Source organism: Botryobacter ruber, assembly GCF_003347595.2.
GTDB classification, from domain to species: domain Bacteria; phylum Bacteroidota; class Bacteroidia; order Cytophagales; family Hymenobacteraceae; genus Pontibacter; species Pontibacter ruber_A.
In genome coordinates, this window is record NZ_QCZK02000010.1 from 78,601 (window position 1) to 102,098 (window position 23,498).

General features: G+C 53.7%; 10 protein-coding genes. 8 read left to right on the forward strand and 2 right to left on the reverse strand.

All coding sequences use genetic code 11. The annotated features are described in order from the left end of the window. Positions 1 to 66: 66 nt before the first annotated feature. From DCW36_RS01785 to DCW36_RS01795, 3 genes are all read left to right on the forward strand, one after another. Positions 67 to 11,631, forward strand: coding sequence for a LamG-like jellyroll fold domain-containing protein (locus tag DCW36_RS01785; RefSeq protein ID WP_114781788.1), 11,565 nt, complete (start codon positions 67 to 69; stop codon positions 11,629 to 11,631). Between the two features lie 131 nt (positions 11,632 to 11,762). After that, complete coding sequence (locus DCW36_RS01790) at positions 11,763 to 12,854, forward strand: T9SS type A sorting domain-containing protein (RefSeq protein WP_114781789.1); 1,092 nt, start codon at positions 11,763 to 11,765, stop codon at positions 12,852 to 12,854. 423 nt (positions 12,855 to 13,277) lie between these two features. Next, positions 13,278 to 14,735: a glycoside hydrolase family 28 protein gene (locus DCW36_RS01795; protein WP_240676007.1), complete on the forward strand. Its 1,458-nt coding sequence runs from the start codon at positions 13,278 to 13,280 to the stop codon at positions 14,733 to 14,735. Positions 14,736 to 14,988: 253 nt separating this feature from the next. On the opposite strand, the gene DCW36_RS01800 is transcribed toward DCW36_RS01795, so the two are convergent. Continuing rightward, a complete protein-coding gene (locus DCW36_RS01800; protein ID WP_128396932.1) occupies positions 14,989 to 15,666 on the reverse strand; it encodes a hypothetical protein in 678 nt (225 codons plus the stop codon). A gap of 322 nt (positions 15,667 to 15,988) precedes the next feature. Between DCW36_RS01800 and DCW36_RS01805 the strand changes: the two genes are divergently transcribed. Continuing rightward, positions 15,989 to 17,764, forward strand: coding sequence for a T9SS type A sorting domain-containing protein (locus tag DCW36_RS01805; RefSeq protein ID WP_114781791.1), 1,776 nt, complete (start codon positions 15,989 to 15,991; stop codon positions 17,762 to 17,764). A gap of 323 nt (positions 17,765 to 18,087) precedes the next feature. Here the strand turns inward: DCW36_RS01805 and DCW36_RS01810 are convergent, their stop codons facing one another. Further along, positions 18,088 to 18,960, reverse strand: coding sequence for an AraC family transcriptional regulator (locus DCW36_RS01810; protein ID WP_114781792.1), 873 nt, complete (start codon positions 18,958 to 18,960; stop codon positions 18,088 to 18,090). 280 nt (positions 18,961 to 19,240) lie between these two features. Here DCW36_RS01810 and DCW36_RS01815 point away from each other — a divergent pair, with 280 nt between their 5' ends. The 4 genes from DCW36_RS01815 to DCW36_RS01830 all read left to right on the forward strand — a co-directional run bounded on the left by DCW36_RS01815 (position 19,241) and on the right by DCW36_RS01830 (position 23,081). Next, positions 19,241 to 19,981: a (Fe-S)-binding protein gene (locus DCW36_RS01815; protein WP_114781793.1), complete on the forward strand. Its 741-nt coding sequence runs from the start codon at positions 19,241 to 19,243 to the stop codon at positions 19,979 to 19,981. Beyond that, entirely contained in the window at positions 19,974 to 21,368 is a 1,395-nt protein-coding gene (locus DCW36_RS01820) for a LutB/LldF family L-lactate oxidation iron-sulfur protein (RefSeq protein WP_114781794.1), read from the forward strand. The genes DCW36_RS01815 and DCW36_RS01820 overlap by 8 nt, the downstream gene beginning before the upstream one ends. Beyond that, complete coding sequence (locus DCW36_RS01825; protein ID WP_114781795.1) at positions 21,365 to 21,952, forward strand: LutC/YkgG family protein; 588 nt, start codon at positions 21,365 to 21,367, stop codon at positions 21,950 to 21,952. Before DCW36_RS01820 ends, DCW36_RS01825 begins: the two co-directional genes overlap by 4 nt. Positions 21,953 to 22,661: 709 nt before the next feature. Continuing rightward, the gene (locus DCW36_RS01830) at positions 22,662 to 23,081 is read left to right on the forward strand and encodes an ester cyclase (protein WP_114781796.1); all 420 of its coding nucleotides are present in this window, start codon (positions 22,662 to 22,664) and stop codon (positions 23,079 to 23,081) included. Positions 23,082 to 23,498: the final 417 nt, after the last annotated feature.

Sequence of the window (23,498 nt, forward strand, 5' to 3'; positions counted from 1 at the left end):
CGGGTATCCTCATGCCTTTATTTTTCAAGTTCGTCAAGACAAAAAATACCTTTAACAGGTTTTATTATGAATATAAGCATTTACAAAAGTCTCCTGCTGCTGGGAGTCTGGCTGTGCTGTGCTTTGCTACCCGGCATCTCCTTTGTTCAGGCACAGCAAATCACAAAACTGGAATACTTTATTAACCAGGATCCCGGCTACGGGAAAGCAACCGCTATAGCCATTACAGCAGGAACGGACGTTACCAAGTCGTTTCCGATTGATATAGCAAGCCTGCCAGCCGGCTTCCATAACCTGCACGTCCGGGCCAGGAATGCCAATGGGTTGTGGACTACCACGCTGATGAAAACCTTCTACAAGCAAACGCTTGCTGATGTGGTGCCGGGCGAACAGCTGGCCAACATTACCAAAGGCGAGTACTTTTTTGACACCGACCCAGGCTACGGCTTGGGCACCCCCATTTCCATCAGTCCCGGCCAGGATCTGCAAAACGTCACGCTGGCTGCCGATATCTCGGCGCTTTCCAATGGGTTCCATAACCTGCACCTGCGTTTTAAAAGTGCTAACGGCAAATGGTCCACCACCACCATGACCACTTTCTTTAAGCAGGGCATCTCGCAGGTGGAAGGCGCAGCACGTAAAAATATTGTAAAGGGCGAGTACTACGTGGATACCGACCCAGGCTTCGGGAAAGGAACAAACATCCCGCTCACGGCAGCACCTGATCTTACGAATCTGGCTTTTACACTGGACATGAACCAGGTTTCGGTGGGCAACCACAAGCTGTATATTCGGTTTAAGAATGAACAAGGACTTTGGAGTGCCCCCAGCAGCAGCGACTTTGAAGTAGCAGCCCCCTCCGAACTAATTGTAACGACGGGCGACATAACCGATCCACTATGCGCAGGTGCCACCGTGGCTGTGCCGTTTACAGTAAACCAACCTTTTGGCTCCAACAACATCTTCAAAGCCGAACTTTCCAATGCCAGCGGCAGCTTCGACAGCCCGGTTATCATCGGCACGCTCGAAGGCCAGGATTCCGATACCATTCGCGCCACCATTCCCGCTACGACGGCGGCCGGCACCAACTACCGCATCCGGGTTACGGCCAGTTCTCCAGATAAAACCAGTGCTCCAACGGCCGCCCTTTCGATCAGCAAGCTTCCGAATAATTTTGCCATTACCGGCCTGAGCAGCACCTGTACCGGGGCACAGAACTACACGATCACGCAGGCGGCACAGGGCGAGGCGACCTACACCTGGGAAGTATCGGGAGGCGGCACCGTGGAGGCAACCGGCAGCACCGCCACTGTCAACTGGACCACCGCCGGCACCCACACCCTGAAGCTGACCATAGCCAACGCCTGCGGCAACAGCATTGCCAAAGAACTTGCAGTACAGGTATTGGATGCAGTTCCTGCCTCAGCGCCAACCCTCACGAAAAACAGCCTGCAGCTGCAGGCATCCGCAGCGCCGGCAGGTTCGAATGTAACAGGCTACCAGTGGTACCTGAATGGCAACAGCATTAGCGGCGCCACCGGTGCAACCTACCAGGTAACGCAACCCGGCAGCTACACGGTTGCCTACAAGAATGCCTGCGGCAGCGGCACCGCCTCCTCCCCTATCGTCTACACCAACCTGAAACAGGACCAGACCATCACCTTTACGAGTTTACCAGACCGGCGCTATGGCGATGCACCATTTACCGTAAGCGCTACTGCGTCATCGGGTCTGCCGGTAAGCTTTGAGGTTGCGGCCGGACCAGCCAGCATCAGCGGCAACACCGTTACCCTGACCGGCACCGGCACCGTGACCATCCGGGCAATACAGGCTGGCAACGATACCTATAATGCAGCCACACCGGTAGAGCAGTCCTTTAGCGTGCAGCAGGCCACCGAAAACAACTGCCAGGTAGCGGCCCTGAGCTTCGACGGCAGCAACGACTACGTGCTGGTAAATGCCCCGACCACCACCAGCTACACCATCGAAACCTGGGTAAACGTGACCACGGTTGCCAACAGCAGCATCCTGGTAGGCACGAACAGCGGCGGTCCGGGCTCCAGCTGGTCACACCAGCTCCGCATCAGCAACGGCAAGTTTCAGCATTACCTTTGGGACGGCAGCACACGCATAGTAGAAAGCACCACGCCGGTAGTAGCCGGCGAGTGGTACCATGTGGCTATTGTAGCTACCCAGAACGGCGCCATGCGCCTGTATGTTAACGGCGTAGAAGAAGGCACCACTGTGAATGTGGGTACCCCCTGGAGTTCAGGCACCCAGTACCGCATCGGTTCTTCCAGCAGCGGGTACGGCTACTTCAGCGGTGTGGTGGAAGAGGTAAGGCTGTGGAACGTGGCGCTGACGGCAACTGAAATCCAGGACGGAAAAGCAACTGCCATTACACCAGCACATCCCAAATACGCCAACCTGACCAACCACTGGAAACTGGAAGAAGGCACCGGCACCATCACCGCCGATGCCAAAGGCAGCGCCACCGGCACCCTGGTAAATATGGATGCCGCTACCGCCTGGACCAGCACCAACAGCCCGATAAGCTGTGCTCCTGTGCCAGTTAAACAAAACCAGACCATCACTTTTGCCGAACTAGGGGCCAAAACGTTTGGCGATGCTGCTTTCGAACTTTCTGCTTCGGCCACGTCCGGGCTGCCGGTGAGCTTTGCAGTTGTTTCGGGACCGGCTACGGTTGCAGGTAACAAGCTGAGCATCACCGGAGCCGGCACCGTAAAAGTACGTGCCACCCAGACCGGTAACGAAAGCTTCTACGCTGCTCCTGCCGTTGAGCGAACCTTCGAGGTAGCAAAAGCAACAGCCACGATTCAGCTGGCCAGCTTAACGCAGGTGTTTACCGGCACGGCCAAAACGCCGGCGGCTACTACTACCCCGGCCGGCATACCGGTTACCTTCACTTTCGATGGCAGCAGCACGGCGCCTGTAAATGCCGGAACGTATGCCTTTGAAGCCACCATCAACAGCCCGAACTACGTGGGCAGCGCCACCGGCACGTTGGTGGTGGAACAAGCGTCGCAGCACATCAGCTTTGCCGTTATTACAGATAAATTCCTGAACGAATCGCCGCTTACCCTCAATGCCACGGCTGCTTCCGGGCTGGCTGTTAGTTATGAAATCGTATCGGGTCCGGCTTCTGTAGCGGGCAACGAGGTAACCTTAACCGGGCTGGGAACGGTGGAGATAAAAGCGACGCAGGCCGGTAACGAAAATTACCTGCCTGCTGCTGTCGCACAACGCTTTAATGTTATCAGCAACGTAAAACCAGTCCTGACCATCAGCAACCTGCCTGCAGAGGCTATGGAGGGAGCTGTAGTAACCTTCCGGGTAAACACTGACCTGGCGCCGACGTCTCCCCTGCAGGTATTCCTGACCACTTCCAGCCCAAGCCGCTTCCCGCTTCCTGCCTCTGTTACCATTCCGGCAGGCAGTCTGTATACCGACGTAACGGTAACCCTGGAGCAGGATATCGTGCCGGAACTGGAACTGGCGGTGCAGGTAAAAGCAGGTGCTGCCAACCACACCGCAGCGATGGGCAACATCACGGTAAAAGATGACGATGTGCCGGGACTGGAACTGGTGCTGCATTCTACTGTCGTATCGGAAGGCGGCGGCGCTTTTGCGACACAGGCCACGTTGAAACGCCTGCCTGGCGGAAGCCCGGTTGCCTTCACAGCTAACCTGACCGCCAGCGTGCCGAATACGCTTATTGTACCTGCCTCCATTCCCTTAGCTGCTAATGAAAATGAAAAAACCTTTACCGTTGGCGTGGTAGATAATAGCCTCGCCGACGGCGACCGCCAGGTAAACCTCACGGCTGCTGTATTTGTAAACTCCTGCAGTTGCAACGCCCCGGCTACTTCGTCGGGCTCAGTTACCACTACCCTCACCGTAACCGACAACGACGGTCCGGCTCTGACCCTGAAGGCCAGCCAACTGACGTTACCCGAAGGCTTTGCGACTGCCGGTCGGCTGCGCATTGCCCGCAACACCCCAACCACCACAGCGCTTACGGTGAACCTGACTTCTTCCAACACCAACGAGGCTACTGTACCTGCCACCACAGTCATTGCTGCTGGTCAAGCCTTTGTAGAGGTGCCGATCACCACGGTTAACGACGGGGTAACCGACGGGAACAAGCAGGTGTACTTCCATGCCAGCTCCGAAGGCTTCTCGACCGGTTCGGTGTGGGTGATGGTAACAGACCAGAACCTGCCTGACCTGCAGCTGGCCTCGGTAAGTGTGGGCAGTGCCCAGGTGCAGGCCGGTGCGCTGTTCAACTACAGCATCACTGTTAAAAACTCCGGCTTTGCCACAGCGCCTACAGGCGTGGTTGTACGTGGCTACCTGTCGAAAGATGACGCAATTGACGCGACAGACAAAGTAGTTTCTGAAGATGTTATTGCAGTCTCTATTCCGGCTGGTCAGACAGTACAGGTACAAAACGCCGTGCAGGCGCCGAATACACCGGGCGACTTTAAGATCCTCTACTGGGTGAACCCGGATGCAACCCTGACGGAGCTGCTCAGCACGAACAACAAAGCGGCTGCAGTTGCCCTGAAAATCAACCCCGATTACACAGCTACGGCTCTGGTAAGCAACGCGTATTACCTGAAAGGGCAGCCTGTTCCAGTGACCGGTAAAGCCACCCGGTTTAACGGCGCCGACGCTGCCAACGCACCGGTAGAAGTATACATCATCACCAATGGCTTGCGCAGAACGGTAACAGCTACAACAGACAATACCGGTAACTACAGCACCTCGTTTGTGCCGCTTGCCAACGAAGCCGGTTTCTACACCATCGGCGCCAGCTTCCCGGGCATAGCGGCTACCACCGAACAGGACAACTTCAACATCCTGGGCGTGCGCATCAACAACGGACAGGTGCCGCAGTTCAAAACTACCCTGGACCAGCCGCTGACAGGCACGCTCGCTATCAAAAACATGAGCAACAAAAGCCTCAGCAACTTTACGCTGGCACCAGTAACCCTGCCCAACGGCGCCCAGATGCAGTTCGAAACCGTTCCTACCCTGGCTGGCAATGCTTCTATCAACCTGCCTTACACAGTTACAGGCGCTGCCCTTTCGCCGGGAACCAACTTCGAAGTCGCTAAGCTGCAGGTTGTAGCTACGGAGGGCAATGTACAGACCCAGGATGTGTTCTACTTCTGCCAGGCTCCAAGCGCCTTTCTTGTAGCAGATGCCGGCAAACTGGATGTAGCAGTTTCTTCGGCTACAGGAGAGCGCCTGGTAGAGCTCCGGATCATGAACAAAGGCCAGGGGGCAACAGGAAAAGTAACCGTAAACCTGCCACAGACCGGCTGGCTGACTTCTTTGACACCTGCCGTGCTGCCTTCGCTGGCAACAAACGATACGGCGGTGATGCTCCTGAAATTCCTGGCTACAGCTGACGTTCCGTTCAACTACCCGGTAAAAGGCAACCTGACCATCGACACCGAAAACGGCAACTCCCTGAACATTCCGTTTGCATTCGAGAAGAAATCAGAATCCACGGGTACCCTGAAAGTAGATGTAACAAACCAGTTCACTTATTACTCCGAAGGTGCTCCGAAAGTGGCCGGTGCCCGTGTGGTGGTGAAAAACTACTTCTCCGGTGTGGTGTATGCCGATGGCGTTACCGATGCGACCGGCGTATTTACGGCAGCGGGTATTCCGGAAGGCAAGCACCGCATTGTGGTGGAAAAAGAAAAGCACCAGCCCTACGACGGCACAATCACCATCAATCCCGGCGGCACCACCGAAACATCGGTCTTCCTGAACTACCAGGCCATCACCTTCAACTGGTCGGTTGTGCCTACCGCTGTTGAAGACAAGTATGATATTACCCTGGAAGCGAAATTCGAAACGCATGTACCGATGCCGGTGGTAACCATCGACATGCCGAAGACGCTGCCTCAGCTGACCGGCGACGAAATCTATGCTTTCAAGGTAACGCTCACCAACCACGGACTTATTGCTGCAGAAGACGTAGCGCTCAACCTGCCGCAGCACGACCCGGAATATGAATTTGTGACCAATTACGAACCTGCCCGGTTGCTGGCCCAGCAGAGCATCCAGGTGCCGTTCATCATGCGCCGCCGCGACACTGCTGCAGGTGGTGAAACGCTTGTGGCAGGCGGTCCGTCCGTAGAGGCTATCTCCGAGTTCCTGGGTATTGCGCCCTCACAGTACACTACCATGGCAACACAGGCCGGCCTCAACTGCCGCGACTTTGCGCAGGTGGTATACTGGTACTCCTGTAACATCTCGACCGGTCTGTGGCAGCAGGGCGGTGCGCTGTTCTCCTTCGAAGGCCGCGTGTGCGGTGAAGACGGACCTGACGGCGGCGGTGGCGGCCTCGACCCCAATGTGATTGGCCGCTATGCCGAAGCCTTCCCGAGCTGCGCCATCTGCCCGAGCCCGGATAATTTCAAAGGCAAACCCGGCTGGCAGCACCCGCAGTTTGTAACAGGCGTAACCAGCTGCGTGGACTGTATCAACAACCTGATTGGTGCCGTGGCCAGCTGTATACCTGGCAGTAACTTAGCTACCGGCGTTTCTTCTGCCTCCTGCGTGTTTGGCAACGTGATGGGCGGAAAAGGACTGATTGATTACGTTCCGTGTGTACCGAACCTGATACCCTTCCCGGTTAGCTGCGCCAAAGCCATCTGGGACCTGATTTTTGCGTGCGGCAACACCAGCACGGGCGGTGGCGCCATGAGCGCCAGTGCATTTGGCGCACAGCGTGCGTTCGACACCGACCCGCTGGGTCCGGTATTCCAGCAGATCGGCAACGACCTGAAGCTGGTAACCGACGCATACGAAGCACGCGAAGCCTGGGGCCTGCATTACTTCGGCAACATGCTCCACAGCGATGCCTGGAAAGACCTGGAGCCCCTGCTTGAGCCTTACATTTCCACGCTGGAAGCCATCCCGGCAGAGGAGCAAACAGCAATTCTGGCGGCGATGCAGGGCTATGAAATTCCGCAGGCTACCATCCAGGCGTTCTTCGTGCGCTGGAACAAATCCATCGAAGCGCTGGAGGCCGATGTGCTGGAGCCAAATGCCCAGTACCCGGACATTATCAACTGGAATCAGGTGCAGGCCTGGTCTTATGTAATGAAAAACGCTTATGATGCTGCCGTCAGCAAAGGTTACAGCTCTGTGCTGGATATGCACGATCAGGTGAGAGCCGAGCTGGACGAGCTACTGAACGAGCAGAAGAATGCCGTGTGTGCCTCTGTGAAAGTGCAGTTCAGCCAGCAGCTGACCATGACCCGCGAAGCGTTTGAAGGCACCCTCGACATCTTCAACGGCCACCCAACCGATGCTATGGAAATGCTGAGCGTGAACATCCGGATTACTGATGCCAACGGCGTACCAAGCAACGGTGTGTTCGAAATCCAGACCAAAAGCCTGACCAACCTGTCGGATGTAACCGGCTCAGGCGCCATTGGTTCGCAACAAAACGGTATCGTGAAGTTCCTGTTTATTCCAGAGCGTGATGCAGCGCCTACCGTGCCTGTGGTATATAACTTCGGTGGTACCGTTCGCTACTTCGACCCCTACGCCAAAGCCATGGTGGACCTTCCGCTGGCAGACGTGCCGCTTACCGTGAACCCGAGCCCGAACCTGATGCTGCACTACTTTATGGAACGCAACATCCTCGGCGACGATGCACTGACTAAAAATGTAGTGGAGCCATCCCTGCCTGCCGAGCTGGCGGTGATGGTGGAGAACCAGGGCTATGGTCCGGCGGTGAACATGATGATTTCTTCGGCACAGCCTAAGATCATCGAGAACGAAAAAGGCTTGGCAATCAACTTCAACATTGTAGGCTCCAACTTTCAGGGGCAACCGAAAAAGCTGGGCGTGACCGATATCAACTTCGGCACCATTCCGGCACTGCAGACCCGCATCGGGCAGTGGTACTTTACCAGTTCGCTGCTGGGCAAGTTCGTGGAGTACCAAGCCAGTGTGGTACACGCCAACAGCTACGGCAACCCGGAACTGAGCCTGGTGAAAGGCGTACAACTGCACGAACTGACCCGCAGCATCCGCGCCTATGGCACTTCCGAAGACGTCATCAACGACTTCCTGGTGAACGATGAATTTGATGCGCAGGACGTACCGGATGTGATCTACTTCTCGCAAGGCAACCGCACCGAAAAAGTGATTGTAGCAGCAAACGGAAGCTTCAATACCCAAGTAGCAGGTCCTTCCTTTACCAACACCTTAACCGTAACAGCTTCTGCGGCTGGCTGGAACTACATCAAACTGCCGGACCCGGGCAACAGGAGGTATGAACTCGTAAGCGTAACCCGCAACGACGGGCAGGTAATCCCGCTCAGCAATGCCTGGCTTACGTTTGTAACCTTGCCGGTGAGCCGCCCGCCGGTGTACGAGAACAAGTTCCACTTCGTAGATAAGTTTGCCTCCACCAGTCCTGTTACCTACACCCTGGTGTGGGCGCCTAAAAACCTGAACGTACCGGAGGTGGTGAGCATCGAGGGAATTCCGGCAGCGGTTACTTCCGAACAAGTGGAGCACGTAACGGTGAAGTTCAACAAGAGCATCGACCCGACCAGCTTCACGCACGAAGACCTGAGCCTGACCTTCCAGGGCGGCGCCAACATCATGAGCAATGCCGTGGTGGTCACGCAGCTCGATACGGCTACTTTCAGCGTGGACCTGTCTGCCCTTACGACCGGCAACGGCTTCTATAACCTGACGGTGCAGGCAGCGGGTGTGCAGGACATGTACGGTATCAGCGGCGAAACTGGCAAACAGGCCACCTGGACGCAGTACCTGACGGTACCAGCCGTGCAGGCATTCCAGGGACTTCCGGAAGGGAACGTGGCAGCTGCCTTTAACACGGTGCAGGTGCTCTTTAACCTGCCGATCGACGAAACCACTGCCACTGCAGAACGCTTCAGAATTCTGAAAGAAAATGTACTGCAAAGCGGCTTGGTAACTATCGATTCGGTAAGTGCAGACAAGACGCTGTTCTACCTCTCCGGCCTGGGCAGCATCCTGACCCAAAGCGGTACTTACAAACTGGAAGTGGACCTGCCAAACATCAAATCAACAGACCAGGTAGCCGGTATGGCAGCCCAGTCCGTTGAACTCCACCTGGACAACAACGGGCCGCAGCTGGTAAAACTGGCAGGCAGCACAACTGGCGGCCTCGATGCACAGCACATCAACGGTGTAAGCATCGGGTTTAACGAAAATGTGAAAGGCTTCAACACGGCCGCTTTAACGCTGACCCGAAACGGGGAGGTACTGCCGCTGGCCATTGACCAACTGTCCAACACCGACCTGCAAAACTGGACGGTCAGCAACCTGGGCATGCTGACGTATCCGGAAGGCAACTACACCTTCACCGTGAACCTGGCAGGCCTTACCGATGCGATTGGCAACGCCGGAACCGGCACCCAGGCAATCTCCTGGACGGTAGACCGTTCTGCTGCTCTGGCCATCACAGCCTTAGCTGTTGGTCCGGACCGCGGCTTCTCCGCTACCGACGGCATTACCGCCGGCCTGGCGCAGCAGGTAAGCTTTACCCTGAGCGCAGACGCTTCGCAGGTAACAGTGTGGCAGGTAGATTTGAGCGGTGAAGTGGTGCTTAAAAACATGACCAACATAGCGGCAGGCGCAGTTACGGTTCCGGTAACGCTGGTTTCTGCCGGCAGCACCGGCATCAGGGTAACGGCAACCGGCACCAACGGAGGCACTGCCACTGCAGAAAAGCAGTTATTCATCGACCAGGTGCCACTCTCGGCGCAGTGGCCGGTGCTGACTAATCAGACCACCGCCACGCATGCCGATGCCATCCAGCTGACTTTCAATTCCAGACTCCTAAGCGATACCGAACTGCTCAGTGCCATCAGCATCAGCAGAAACGGCACATCGGTGCCTGCCACCGGGCTGAGCGTACAGAAAGTAAGCGATACAGAATACCGTATTGCCGGTCTCCGTACCGCCATCAGCCAGGCAGGTAGTTACCAGCTCTCCTGCAACCTGCAGCCACTGGCGAAGTATAGCAGCGGACTGGCAGGAACAGGAACAGCAGCTGTCGCCTGGACGGTAGCCTCCACGAACCAGGCACCAGTAGCTAACGCCGGCGCTGACCTGGTTGTTTCGACAACAGGCGTGGTGATGCTCGATGCATCTGCCTCTACGGACCCAGAGGCAGACCAGCTGACTTACGAGTGGGTAGCGCCCGAAGGAGTTGTCCTGAGTAATGCCACTACCGCCAGTCCATCGTTCAATGTAACCTTAGCCGACCAGGGCAAGACGTATATGTTCCTGCTGATTGTGCGCGACGGTGACTTGTACTCGACGGATGTAGTCAATGTAAAAATGAATCTGAACGCGGCAACCGGTATCACGCTGGTGGGTAAAGTACAGCTTCAGGGCAGACCGGAAGCGCCGCACGCCAGGTGGCAGACGCCACTGCACGTGTCCATCTTCCAGTCGGGCCAGGCTACACCGCTGGCTACCTATCAGCCAACCACCGACGAAAACGGCAGCTTCTCGCTCAGCAACCTGGCTGTGGCCGAAGGCAACTACGTGGTAACCGTGAAAAACAGCCACACCCTGACAGGCGCCCGAACCGCTACCTTAGCTGCAGGAGCCAACACAGTAGAGTTCGGGGAGCTACGCGAAGGTGATGCCAACAGCGATGACAAAGTCACCATCCAGGACTTCAGCATTCTTGGTACTTCTTACAACCTGGCACAGGGCAGCACCGGCTACGACGACCGCGCCGACTTTAACGAAGACAACGAGGTAACACTGCTGGACTTCTCGCTCCTGTCGGGCAACTTCAACCAGGCCGGCTACAAAGTAGCCCCCGGTTCATACGAAGAGCTGCAGGGCCTGGAGGCCGAACTGAGCCAGATGCGCGCGATGCTCTCCACTTCGCCTGTTTACCTGGAGCTGGTGAAACCATCTGAACAACTTACCAAAGGCGAAACCTTTACCATGCCTGTTATGCTTCACACCGGTGAGCAGGAGATAGATGGTGCGGAAGTGCACCTCACTTTCGACCCGACCAGGCTGAAGGTAACAGCTCTCACCGCCGGCACGCACCTGCCGGTCGTGCTCCTGAACAAGTTCGATAACGAGCAAGGCCGCATCAGTTTTGCAGCCGGTGCCTTCGCCAACTTACCAAAAGGCGACCTGGAGCTGTTCAGCATCCGCTTCGAAGTGATTGGTGAAACAGGCGAGTCGGCGGTAACCTTTACCAGCACAAGCCCTGGCCAGACCAACGTCACTTACCGGGGCAGGTCCGTGCTGAGCGGCACCTCGGGCGGAACAGTAGGCATCAAAAACTGCAAAAACTGCGACGGCAAAGAAGTGGTAGCCTACCCGAACCCGACCAAAGACAAGTTCATACTCTCCTTCCGGGGCTACACGCAGGAACTCGGCAAACTCACCATCATCCGCATGGACGGTGCCGAGCTGCAGACCCTGCCGCTGGATCTGCGCCAGGGCAATGCCGTGGAGGTAGACCTCACCGACTATCCAACAGGCATGTACCTCATTCGCCTCGAAATAGGGAATACCACTTCTGTTCATCGGGTGCTTAAACACTGATGATGCCAGGTAAGGCACAGGCCGGAAGCGCTATGCTCCCGGCCTGCACCTTGCCTTTCTGCCAGACCAGGAGCATTCTTACATGAACAGCTTCAGGCAAACTGTACTACACACATTTTACCAACAACACTATGAAAAATTATGAACACAACCAGACATCCCGGTACAAAGACAACATTCTCATGAAAACAGTCTTTACATTTCTGGCCCTTTTTGCTTTTTCCCTGGCCCAGGCGCAGGTAAAGCTGCTGGTAGCACCAGCCGAGAAAGTGGTGACAGAAGGTGACGTATTTACCCTGGAAGTAAACGTGGAAACCGGTACACAGCCACTCGATGGCGCCAACATCTTCCTGGCTTTTAACCCGGCGGTGCTCCAGGTGCAATCGGCAACAGCAGGCAGCGGGCTTCCTGTCCCGCTTTCGCCTGTCAGCTTCGACAACACCACCGGCCTGGTGAGTTATGCCTATGGCGCTTTTTCCAATTTCCCCAGCGGCAACTTCAACCTGTTCACCATCGAGGTTAAAGCCACGGGCAGCGGGGTGAGTGTACTGAGTTTTGTTTCGAGCAACGGTATTGACACAGAACTTTCCTACAGCGGCCAACCTGTTCCGGCAGAGCAGGTAAACGGAAAAGCGACGTCCTCTCCCTCGTCAGCACCGCTACCGGTAACCCTGCTGTACTTTAAGGGCAGGAGCACGGCAGCAGGAAACCAGTTGTCCTGGGCAACAGCCACGGAAGACAACAGCAGCCATTTTGTAGTGGAACGGTCCGGGAACGGAAGTAACTTTACTGCCATTGCTACCCTGCAAGCCGCCGGCCTGAGCAGGCAACAAATCCTATATACCTATGCCGACAAAGCGTCGGCAACGCTTACGGGCACCCACTATTACCGCCTGAAGCAGGTCGACCTGGACGGGACGTTTGAATATTCTTTTATGATCGCGCTGGATAACCAGGCAGCTGCCAGGGCAGGCATTATCGCTTACCCGAATCCGTTTACCGATGCCCTCACGCTGGCTTTGCCACGAGGAACGACGGCAGAAACAGCTGAGGTCCTGCTCACCACCCTGGAAGGTAAAATCCTCTACCAGGCTCGCATGACATTACCCGACGGAGAAAAAAATATCGTGCTCACCGGCTTGCCTGTAATATCGGCCGGGCTGTACCTGGTCAGGCTTCAGCTGGACGAGGAGCTGTACTTACTCAAACTTACAAAGCGATAAGTAGATAAGTAGAAGAGCAGCAGTGGCCGTGGTGGCTGGTGCAGCAAAGCAAAAAATTTAATGGCAGGAAAAGTCCTCCTTTGAAGTCAGGGCCGTTTCATTCAAAATATTTATAGCGCGCGGGTTCCCCTCGTGTTTACTACTCGTGGCCTCTGGCCGCCGTAAACTGACTGTAGAATGGTTCACAACGGCCAGAGGCCGCGAGTAGTAGACACGAACGAAGACGTTCGCGCCAGGTTTGTTAGAATGAAACGACCCCACCTTCAAAAAGGGACAAAATACCTCTTGCGTAACCTGATTTCGTTCTGCAGCACCGGCCACCACAGCCTCTGCACTTCAGCGTTTCAGGACAGTACAGGATAGAAAGCCAGCAGCTGTTGTGTAGTTTAGAACCTTTAGAGAATATTCAACAGTAACTAAAGGATGAAGAAAAAGAACATAATTTTCCTGGTAATGCTATCGGTGCTGGCCCTGCAGTTTACGGGTTGTAAGAAAGTAGTACCGGAAACAGAGAACCTGACAGCCGATCTGCCAAAGCTGGAGTGGATAAAAGAGGTAGGCGCTAAAACAATGCCTGCTAAGAAAACCGTTTTTGAGGTAAACGGCTACGGTGCCGTGAACGATGGCAAAACACTCAACACCAAAGCCATTCAGGCGGCCATCGATGCCTGTGCTGCCAAAGGCGGCGGTGTGGTTACCTTTAAGCCGGGCCAGTACCTGACCGGTTCTATCTTTGTGAAGAACGGCGTAAACCTGCGCATCGACAAAGATGTGGTGATTTTAGGCAGCCAGAGCCTGGAAGATTACCCGGACATGAAATCGCGGATTGCGGGTATCGAGATGGTGTGGCCGGCGGCGCTGATAAACGTACTGAACCAGAAAAATGCAGCCGTAACAGGCGAGGGTGTGGTACACGCCCAGGGAAAACCGTTCTGGGATGCTTACTGGCAACTGCGCCGCGAGTACGAACCCAAGGGCCTGCGCTGGATTGTGGACTACGACGCCAAACGCCCGCGCACACTGCTCGTTTCCGAATCGTCTGATGTAACGGTGAAAGGCGTTACCTTTAAACAAGCCGGCTTCTGGACCATCCATGTCCTCTACTCCGACCACGTCACCATCGACGGCGTTATTATCCAGAACAACATCGACGGGCACGGCCCCAGCACCGACGGCATCGACATCGACTCCTCCTCCTATGTGCTGGTGCAGAACTCCGACATCGACTGCAACGACGACAACTTCTGCCTGAAAGCCGGCCGAGACTGGGATGGACTGCGGGTAAACAGGCCTACCGAGTATGTGGTTATCCGCAACTGCATTTCGCGGGCCGGCGGTGGCCTGATCACCTTTGGCAGCGAAACCTCCGGCAGCATACGCCATGTGCTGGCGTACAACCTGAAGGCAAAAGGCACAGGCGTAGGCATCCGGTTTAAGTCAGCAACGACCAGGGGCGGCACAGTAGAGGAAATTTACATGCAGGACATGGAAATGAATGGCGTCGGTACACCCATCGAGGTATCGATGAACTGGAACCCGAGCTACAGCTACTCCACCCTGCCCGAAGGCTACAACATCGAAACGGTGCCGCAGCACTGGAAAACCATGCTGATGCCGGTAGAACCTGCTGAACGCGGCATTCCTAAATTCCGGAATGTGTACATCTCCGACATAAAAGTAACCGATGCCCGCAGAGCGCTTTCCGCTTCCGGCATAAAAGAATCGCTGGTAGAAAATTTTCATCTCGAAGACATTGACATCGAAGCGAAAACGGCCGGCCAGATCAACTATGCCAAAGACTGGACGTTTGATGACGTGGACATAAAAACCGCTGACAACAGCAAAATTGAAATAAAGAACAGCACCGGCGTGAGTTTATAATTCGCTTGCTGTATTGCTGCAAAAAAGCCCGGCTCCAGATTTCCTGTGGCCGGGCTATTTAATTGTGAGGAGCAGCGGGTGTGGTGGCAGCTGCAGCAGAATTATCTGAACCACAGATTTAGCGGATTTAAGGATGACACTGATTTTTCAGCAAGACTTACCTGCTCCACACTTACTTTCTTAAACAGATAATTTTGCTGCAGCTGCCACCACAGCCACCGCTCCTTTGTATTTTTTTTAGTACGCCCTGCTGCTACCGGTCCGTTTCAATCCAATAAAACAAGGCATCTTTCTTTTTCCAGTACATCTCGCCGTTCCGTTTAATTTTAAGGGAGCTGTCTTCTACCGGGATCTTGTAAAAATCGCGCAACGAAACCCCGACATGAACCGTGGCACGGACGGGACTGCTGTAACCGGAAAAACCGATGGCTTCTGCATACAGCGTGTCGTTTTGAAAAAGAGATGCATACATGCCGGTGGGGTAAGCCTTCAGCACCAGTTGGTGCAGGTTGCCTTGATACACCAGGCTGGAATCGCTCCTGCTCAGGGCACCAGCTTTCAGGCTGTCGACCAGCACCTCCACCACTACATTCACCCCGATTTCCGAAGTCAGCAGCAGTTCATGCGTGGTTGCCGTAGTTGCCTGTATGGTTACGGTGGGTTTTAGCCTGGCGGTATCGGTTTTTTGCCCATGCAGCAGCAACAGGTTGTCTTTCCTGGTCCAGGTGCCTTGCAGTACCTGTTGCGTTCCCATCAGGCCTGGTGCAGCGTAAGTGAAGGTAGAATCGGCAGCGATCGTTAGCTTTTGCTGCCCGGTACTATAATAACTTCCGAAGTAGATCCTGCCAACCGTACAGGATGTACCGCAAATAACAGAGAGAAACAGAACAAGCTTTGCAACCGGACCGGCATTTCTGTGTAACATCTCCATGTTCGTTTTACTTAACGTTGTTGTTTCCTGTGTGCAATACGATAACGGGTAAAACAAAGACTACGCTTACGGCTCCGGCAGCAGGCATTTTTATCGGGTAAATCTGCCCACCTACCAGCACCAGCCCACAGCCGGACCGCCTGCTAAACGGTACAATACCCCATGCTACAGCATGTTAAGCAATATTTCCAGGCGAAGCAAAAAGAAGCCAACTGAAAAGGGCCAGGCCTGCCACAATCTTTATTTCACCAAATCGTTTATTAGATAAAAACAATTTTGCATTTTTATAGTATATCACTTTTACGAGGCTACCCCTTTCCACATGTCAACAGAAACAAACTTACTATTCCGGCAGGCTAACTGGTTATGGTTGGCGCTGCTGCTGATTTGCGCTTCCTTTTCGGAAGTAGAGGCCACGCACCTGCGGGCCGGCAACATTACCGTAAAGGGAGACACTACGTCTACCCCAAATCCATTGCGGTATTTTTTCAGAATGGTGCTTTACACCAACAGGCATTCGGCAGGAGAAGACCAGGCGATAACGATCAGTTATGGCGATGGAACGCAGCAAACCATCCCCAGGGGACCGGTAAGGCAGATAAGTCCCGAAATAGACCAGGAGGTATTTACCTGGGACCATACGTTCCCCGGACCTGGTACCTACACCATTAACTGGATCGGGGTGAGCAGGAACGGACGTAATCTTAATCTGGCCGCGCCGTCGGATGTATATAATCTCTACCTGGCAACCACGATTAATATCAACCCTTTCAGGGGCTACAACAGTTCGCCTGTGCTAAACAATCCGCCCATTTATTTTGCCAATGTGGGACGAAAATATGCGTATAATCCTGCTGCCTACGATGCCGAAGGCGACAGCCTCTCATTTAAGCTGGTACCACCCCGAACAAAGGCCCTCAACACAGAGAATATTGTTCCGGTGCCTGGTTTTACGCTGCCGAATGTTTTATTTGGCTGTCGGAACGCAACTGATACAGGTCCAAGTGCTTTTACCTTAGACCCCCACACCGGCCAGATGGAATGGGATGCGCCTTGCCGCACAGGAGAATATACGGTAGCCTTTGTGGTAGAGGAATGGCGGAAGTCGCCAGGGGGCGGCGCTGTAAAAATCGGGGAAATAATGCAGGATATGCAGATTATGGTACAGGAAAACACGAACAGGCCACCGGTACTCTCGCCAAAAGATACCTGCATTGTGGCCGGCACCACGCTGCATGGTGTAATCAGCGCCACAGATCCGGATGCAGACCTGCTGTTTTTAAGTGCTATGAGCGGCATTATGCCACCTGCCCAATTCACGCCCCGCGCCAGCAACGCCACTACAACAGGCGTGGCAGCAGGCGACTTTACCTGGACACCTTCCTGTGCCGATGTGCGGGAACAGCCCTACCAGGTCCTCTTCAGGGCGGAAGACATAAAATCCAACATTTCTGAAAGGCAGTCAGACATGCAGCCCTGGAACATACGGGTAGTGGCGTCGCCGCCGCAGAACCTGGCGGTGCAGGCATCCGGCAGACATGTGCAGCTCAGCTGGGACCGCTACACCTGCCCCAATGCCGCCACCTTCCGCATTTACCGCCGCACAGCCTCCTCCGGTTTCACCCGCGATGCCTGTAACGCGGGCGTGCCGGCCAACTCTGGCTATGTGTTGGTAGCGGAAGTAGCCAGCGACGCGACTTCCTTCCTGGATACCAACGGCGGAGCAGGACTTTCTCTTTTTAAAAAACACTGCTATGTGCTAACGGCCGGTTTCGCCTCTCCGGGCAATGGACAGAGTATCGCCTCGGCAGAAGCCTGCGCCCCACCGCTTATCCTAAGTTCAGATGCAGAGGTACTGGACCAGTTGGTGCAGGTATACCCGAACCCGGCACAGGGCAGGCTGCAGGTGGAGCTACCGGGTAATATCAGCTGGAACAGCCTGCGTATCTACAACGTTGCCGGTATGCTGGTACAGGAAATGCAGGGGAACGGCCGGAACAGCATCCGCCTGGAGCTGCCACAGCTGGCACCGGGCCTGCACCTGCTGCAGGTTAATACAAACAAAGGCCTTGTAACGAAACGGGTACTTATTGAATAGCGCTTTCTTTCCTGTTCAGGAGCAGAGGCTGTGGTGGCAGCTGCTGAAAAAGATAAACTGCTTCAAGTTTTCAACTTGGAGCTTTTAATGACGAAAGTTTTCAACTTTCGAGTCTGCGCATCCAAGCTTTTTAGCCACGCAAGTTGAAAACTTGCCTTATAATATGCTCCAAGTTACGCTGCGCTAAACTTGAAGCAGTTTTTTTCTGTTTTTAAGCAGCAAAGACAATGGTCGCAGCTGCAGCAATTTTTTCCCCTACAAGATTAGCGTATAGCAGGTCATGGGGTGGTTCCTATCCTGAAAAGGAAGTGAATCGCTCGCCCCTACCCGCTTTTCCGGTGCAGTTTCTGGTACTCCAGCGGGGTGAGCTGCGTGATGCTTTTAAAACAGCGGTTGAAGTTGGACACGTTCTGGAAACCGCTGTCGAGGCAGACCTGGCCGATGCTCAGGTTGTTTTGCATCAGCAGTTTGCAGGCATGCCCTACCCGTATCTCCTGCAGGAACTGGGTGTAGGTTTTGCGGGTGTGCGTTTTGAAATAGCGGCAGAAGGCATTGGGCGTCAGGCTGGCCACCGAAGCCACTTCGTCCAGGTTTATCTTTCTTGAAAAATGTGCCAGCGTGTAAGAATATATTGCCGACATGCGCTTGGTCTCCGCCTCGTTCAGGGAGCTGTTGAAACCGGCACTGGAAAGATACGCCACCTCCTCGGTAGCGGCAATGGTTTTGAGGGTTTGCAGGAGCAGCAACAGGCGGTCGAGGCCCGTGGCGTTGGTGAGGTCGGCCATCAGGTTGCTAACCTGTCTGCGGGCGGTTCCGGTAATCCGGATGCCGCGGCCTGCTTTGGCGAAAAGCTCTTTCACGGCCCCCAGCTCCGGCAGTTCCAGGAACGTGTTGCCCCAGAAGCCGGCCTTAAACTGCACCACCAGCGCCTGGCAACTGCTCTCTGTTTCGTCTTTCGACGCGGCTTCGTCGCTGCGCCAGAAATGAGGCAGGTTGGAGCCAATCAATATCAAATCGCCTGCCTGAAAGTTTTCGATACTATCGCCCACAAACCGGATGCCGGTGCCTTGTTTTATAAACGTCAGCTCCAGCTCGTCGTGGTAGTGCCACTGGTTGTAATACAAGGGGTTCACGTTGTCGCGCACTTTAAAAGACTGCTCGGGCGCAACGTCCACTTTAATCAGAAAGGGCTTCATCAGTTAAATTCTATCCAAAATTTCCACACATTACCTAAAAATATGGTAAGATACTATCAAAACTGGTTAATCCATAGCAATTCTGCCTTTAATTGATTTCGGAACTTTGCAAACGTTATGTAAACCTGCAAATCTGCTTGTGCTGACGGGTGACGTGTTCCGGCATTCGTAACCACTTTCGTTTATCGAATAAATGTTAGTTAGCTTTTGCTGCAGATTGTTAAATTTGTAAAATGGCATACATAACACCAAGCGTGCTCTAACAGATGAAACTTATTATATGAAAGTCGGATTATTTGTTCCTTGTTACATCGACCAGTTTTACCCGCAGGTAGGTATTGCAACCCTGCAGCTGCTGGAAAAACTGGGTGTAGACGTGGAGTATCCCCTGCAGCAAACCTGCTGCGGACAGCCCATGGCCAACTCAGGCTTTTCTTCCATGACAGGCGGCTGCGATGCCAACTTTGTCAGAAACTTTACCGGTTACGATTATATAGTGGCCCCGTCGGGTAGTTGTGTGCTGCACATAAAGGACCACCTGCACGACGATAAAAACCCGGAGGCAGCCACTCACATCCGGAGCCATATTTATGAGCTGTGCGAGTTCCTGACGGATGTGCTTGAAGTGAAGGCATTAGATTCAAAATTCCCGCACAAAGTGGGCTTCCATACCAGCTGCCACGGCCAGCGCGGCTTGCACCTTTCGCAGATGACCGAACTGAACGCCCCGGATTTCTCCAAGCCCGGTTACCTGCTGAACATGGTAAAAGACCTGGAGCTGATTCCCCTGAACCGCAAAGATGAGTGCTGTGGCTTTGGTGGCACCTTCTGTGTTACCGAAGAAGCCGTGTCGGTGAAGATGGGACGCGACCGGGTGCAGGACCACCTGGAACATGGGGCAGAGTTTATTACCGGCGGCGACGTGTCGTGCCTGATGCACATGGAAGGCATCCTGAAGCGACAGAAAAGCCCGGTGAAAGTGTTACACATTGCAGAAATTTTAAACGGACAATATGAGTAGTTCAACATACGTAGCTCCTACCGACCACGCCAAAGCGGCAGATAAATTTATGGAGGATGAGGAGCGGGTAAACTGGCACGACAAAGCGCTTTGGTTTATCCGCCAGAAACGGGATGTGGCTTCCAAGCAACTGCCCGAGTGGGAGCTGCTGCGCGAAACCGCTTCACAGATAAAGCAGAACGTACTGTCTAACCTCGATACTTACCTGGAGGAATTTGAACGGCACGCCAAACAAAACGGCATTACCGTACACTGGGCAGCCGACGCGGCAGAACATAACCGCATTGTGTTGGATATTATTAAACGGCACGGCATTCAAAAGCTCGTAAAAAGCAAATCGATGCTGACCGAAGAGTGCCACCTGAACGATTTCCTGGGTGATAACGGCATCGACGTGGTAGACACCGACCTGGGCGAGCGCGTGGTGCAACTGGCACAGGAGCCGCCAAGCCACATCGTTTTACCCTGTATTCACAAGCGCAAGGAAGAAGTGGGCGAGCTGTTCCACCAGCACCTGGGCACTGAAAAAGGCGCTTCCGACCCTGCATACCTGACGGAGGCGGCACGCCAGCACCTGCGCGAGAAATTCCTGACGTCTGATTTAGCTATTACGGGCGTAAACTTTGCCATTGCCGAAACCGGCGGCTTTGTGGTGTGTACCAACGAAGGCAACGCCGACATGGGCGCGCACCTGGCCAAAGTACATATCGCCTGCATGGGCATCGAAAAGATAATCCCGAAGGCTGAAAACCTGGGCGTGTTCCTGCGCCTGCTGGCCCGCAGCGCCACTGGTCAGCCCATTACCACCTACTCCAGCCACTTCCACAGGCCACGCCCTGACCAGGAAATGCACATCGTGCTGGTAGACAATGGCCGCAGCATACAGCTGGGACGCAAAGACTTTTACAACTCGCTTAAGTGCATCCGCTGCGGCGCCTGCATCAACACCTGCCCCGTGTACCGGCGCAGCGGCGGCCACAGCTACCACTATGCCATCTCCGGCCCTATCGGGGCAATCCTGGCGCCAAACATGGACATGAAAAAGAACGCCGACCTGCCGTTTGCCTCTACCCTGTGCGGTTCCTGCTCCAATGTGTGCCCGGTTAAAATCGACATCCACAACCAGCTGTACCAGTGGCGGCAGGTGCTTTCGGATGGCGGTTATGTGCCTAAAACAAAGAAAATAGGCATGCAGGCGATGGCTACGGTGCTTTCCAACCCCACTATTTACCGCGTTGCGGGCAAATCAGGCAGGTTTATGATGAACCTGATGCCGGGGCTGGCTAACATGAAAGCCGTGAACCCGTGGGCGAAGCAGCGCGAAATGCCGGAGCCGCCGAAAGAAAGTTTCAGAGACTGGTACCTTAAAAACAAGAAGAAATCATGAGCAGCCGCGAAGCCATCTTAAACAGAGTAAAAACAAACAAGCCTGCTGCGGTAGCTTTACCCCAGACCTTAGCCTTCCCGCCTGTTCCGGCTGATGCCTGCATCGAGAAGTTCGCCCGCACAGTAGAAGCTGTGGGCGGTACCGTGGTGGAAGTTACGAACTTGGCCGAAATAGGCGCTTACCTGAAAAAGCATTACGAGTCGCCGGAGCGGGTACTGAACACGGTACACGGTGTAGGCTTCGGACAGGAACTCAGCGGCCCCATAGAAGACGGCCACGTGCTGGCGAACCTGGAGATTGCCGTCGTAACCGGTTCGGTTGGTGTGGCAGAGAATGGCGCCGTTTGGGTGAGCGAAGAAAACCTGCCGACACGCGTGCTGCCTTTCATTACCGAGCACCTGATGCTGGTAGTAGCGGCAGAAAACATCGTGAGCAACATGCACGAGGCGTATGTGCGGCTGGATGTATCGGCCCCAGGTTTCGGAGCCTTCATATCAGGCCCGTCAAGAACAGCCGACATCGAGCAGTCGCTGGTAATCGGCGCACACGGGCCCAAGCGGGCGCATGTGTTCATCCTAAAGTAGGAGCTGGCCTCGCGCCTGCCCAATCGTGCACCGAAAATAACACAGATTTCTCCGTTAAAGCTGCTTCGTGGAATTAAGCCCGGAGCAGCTTTTTTTATGATTTTTGCCCAAAGTCGTCAGGTTAAGAAGTAAAATCAAAAAACTAATTTAGGTTTAGGCCATTTTCCTTTCGATACAGTTTACCTGATGAGCCTGCTGTTAAGTAGAACAATTCCGTTGTCCCCTTTGAAGCTAATCTTGCAGGAAGCAATCTTAAATGGGTGCGCTAGTGCGAGCTTGTAGCTCGTACTTTCATTTCTCAGGTAAATAACTGTATTTCTACCTAAATCAGCTTTGCAAAACAAGACTTAATGCTTTACTTCTGGCATGTAAGTACGAGCTACAAGCTCGCACCAGCAAAATGAACTTTGCTAAAGCACCTTTTCTTTTTCCCTACAAGATTAGCTTTGAAGGGGGACTTTTCTCCTCATGTATTTCATGTGTAACATCCTTCGCTTAAGGAGACATCAATGCTCCTACTTCTTAGCCTGACGGCTATGGCTTTTAGCCGTACAAATTTCTTTTCTGCACCAGCCACCACAGCCACTGCCGCTCCTGGAAAAGTGTGATCTACTGCCCAAAGTGTTTTATCGGCTCAAAACAGCTCTTTGTATAAAACAATTAATTCCCGCCTTTCGTCTATTTTATTTTACTCTTAACTGAAAAAACGATGGCAGCAAGTAACAGAGAAACGCTAACGAAAGTTTATGAGGCAATTAATTCAGGCAATCTAAACGAACTTGATAAGTACATTGATCCGGGTTGTGTGGAGCACTCCCCTGACCCGATGGTACCGACAGATAAAAAAGGTCCTGAGGTCGTTAAAGAAATAATCAGCTTTTACAGAAAAGGCTTTCCGGATCTGAAATTTAATGTAAAGCATTTTGTAGAAGAGGGTGATATGCTGGTAGCGCACCTCGAAATCACAGGCACACATTCAGGCGACCTGATGGGAATGCCTCCTACCAATAAGCCAGTAAAGGTAGAAGGCTTTGACATGGTAAAGTTTGCGAACGGCAAAGCAATAGAACACTGGGGCGTGACTGACACAGCCGCTTTAATGCAGCAAATCGGGATGGGGCCAAAATAGCAACAAGAAAACGGGCAGACGACAAGCTGTCCGTTCTTTCTGCCTTTCCTTCTTCCAGAATTCTTTCTGACTGTACCACCTACTACTGCCCCGGCAGGTAAATGTAATTCTCCTCCCCCTGAAAAACGGATTCAGTCAGCCTCTGCTTAAATTTTTTTTGTTCAATCTGAACTACTTTACCCCCTCCTGCTGTCATTTATAGGTAAATCCGGCTTTCAGGGCTTCTCAAGCTATAGAAGATAAAAATTTTTATAAAAAAAGCTTCAATACAGGATACCACCGGATACATATTAATTTTTTTGTCCTTATTTTTCAGAATTAACAACTTACCTAATCCCTATACAGGTTAGATCTTATTTAATCAGCACACGGGATAACTGTTGTTGTTAAATTTAACGAACGTTAGTACAACATAAA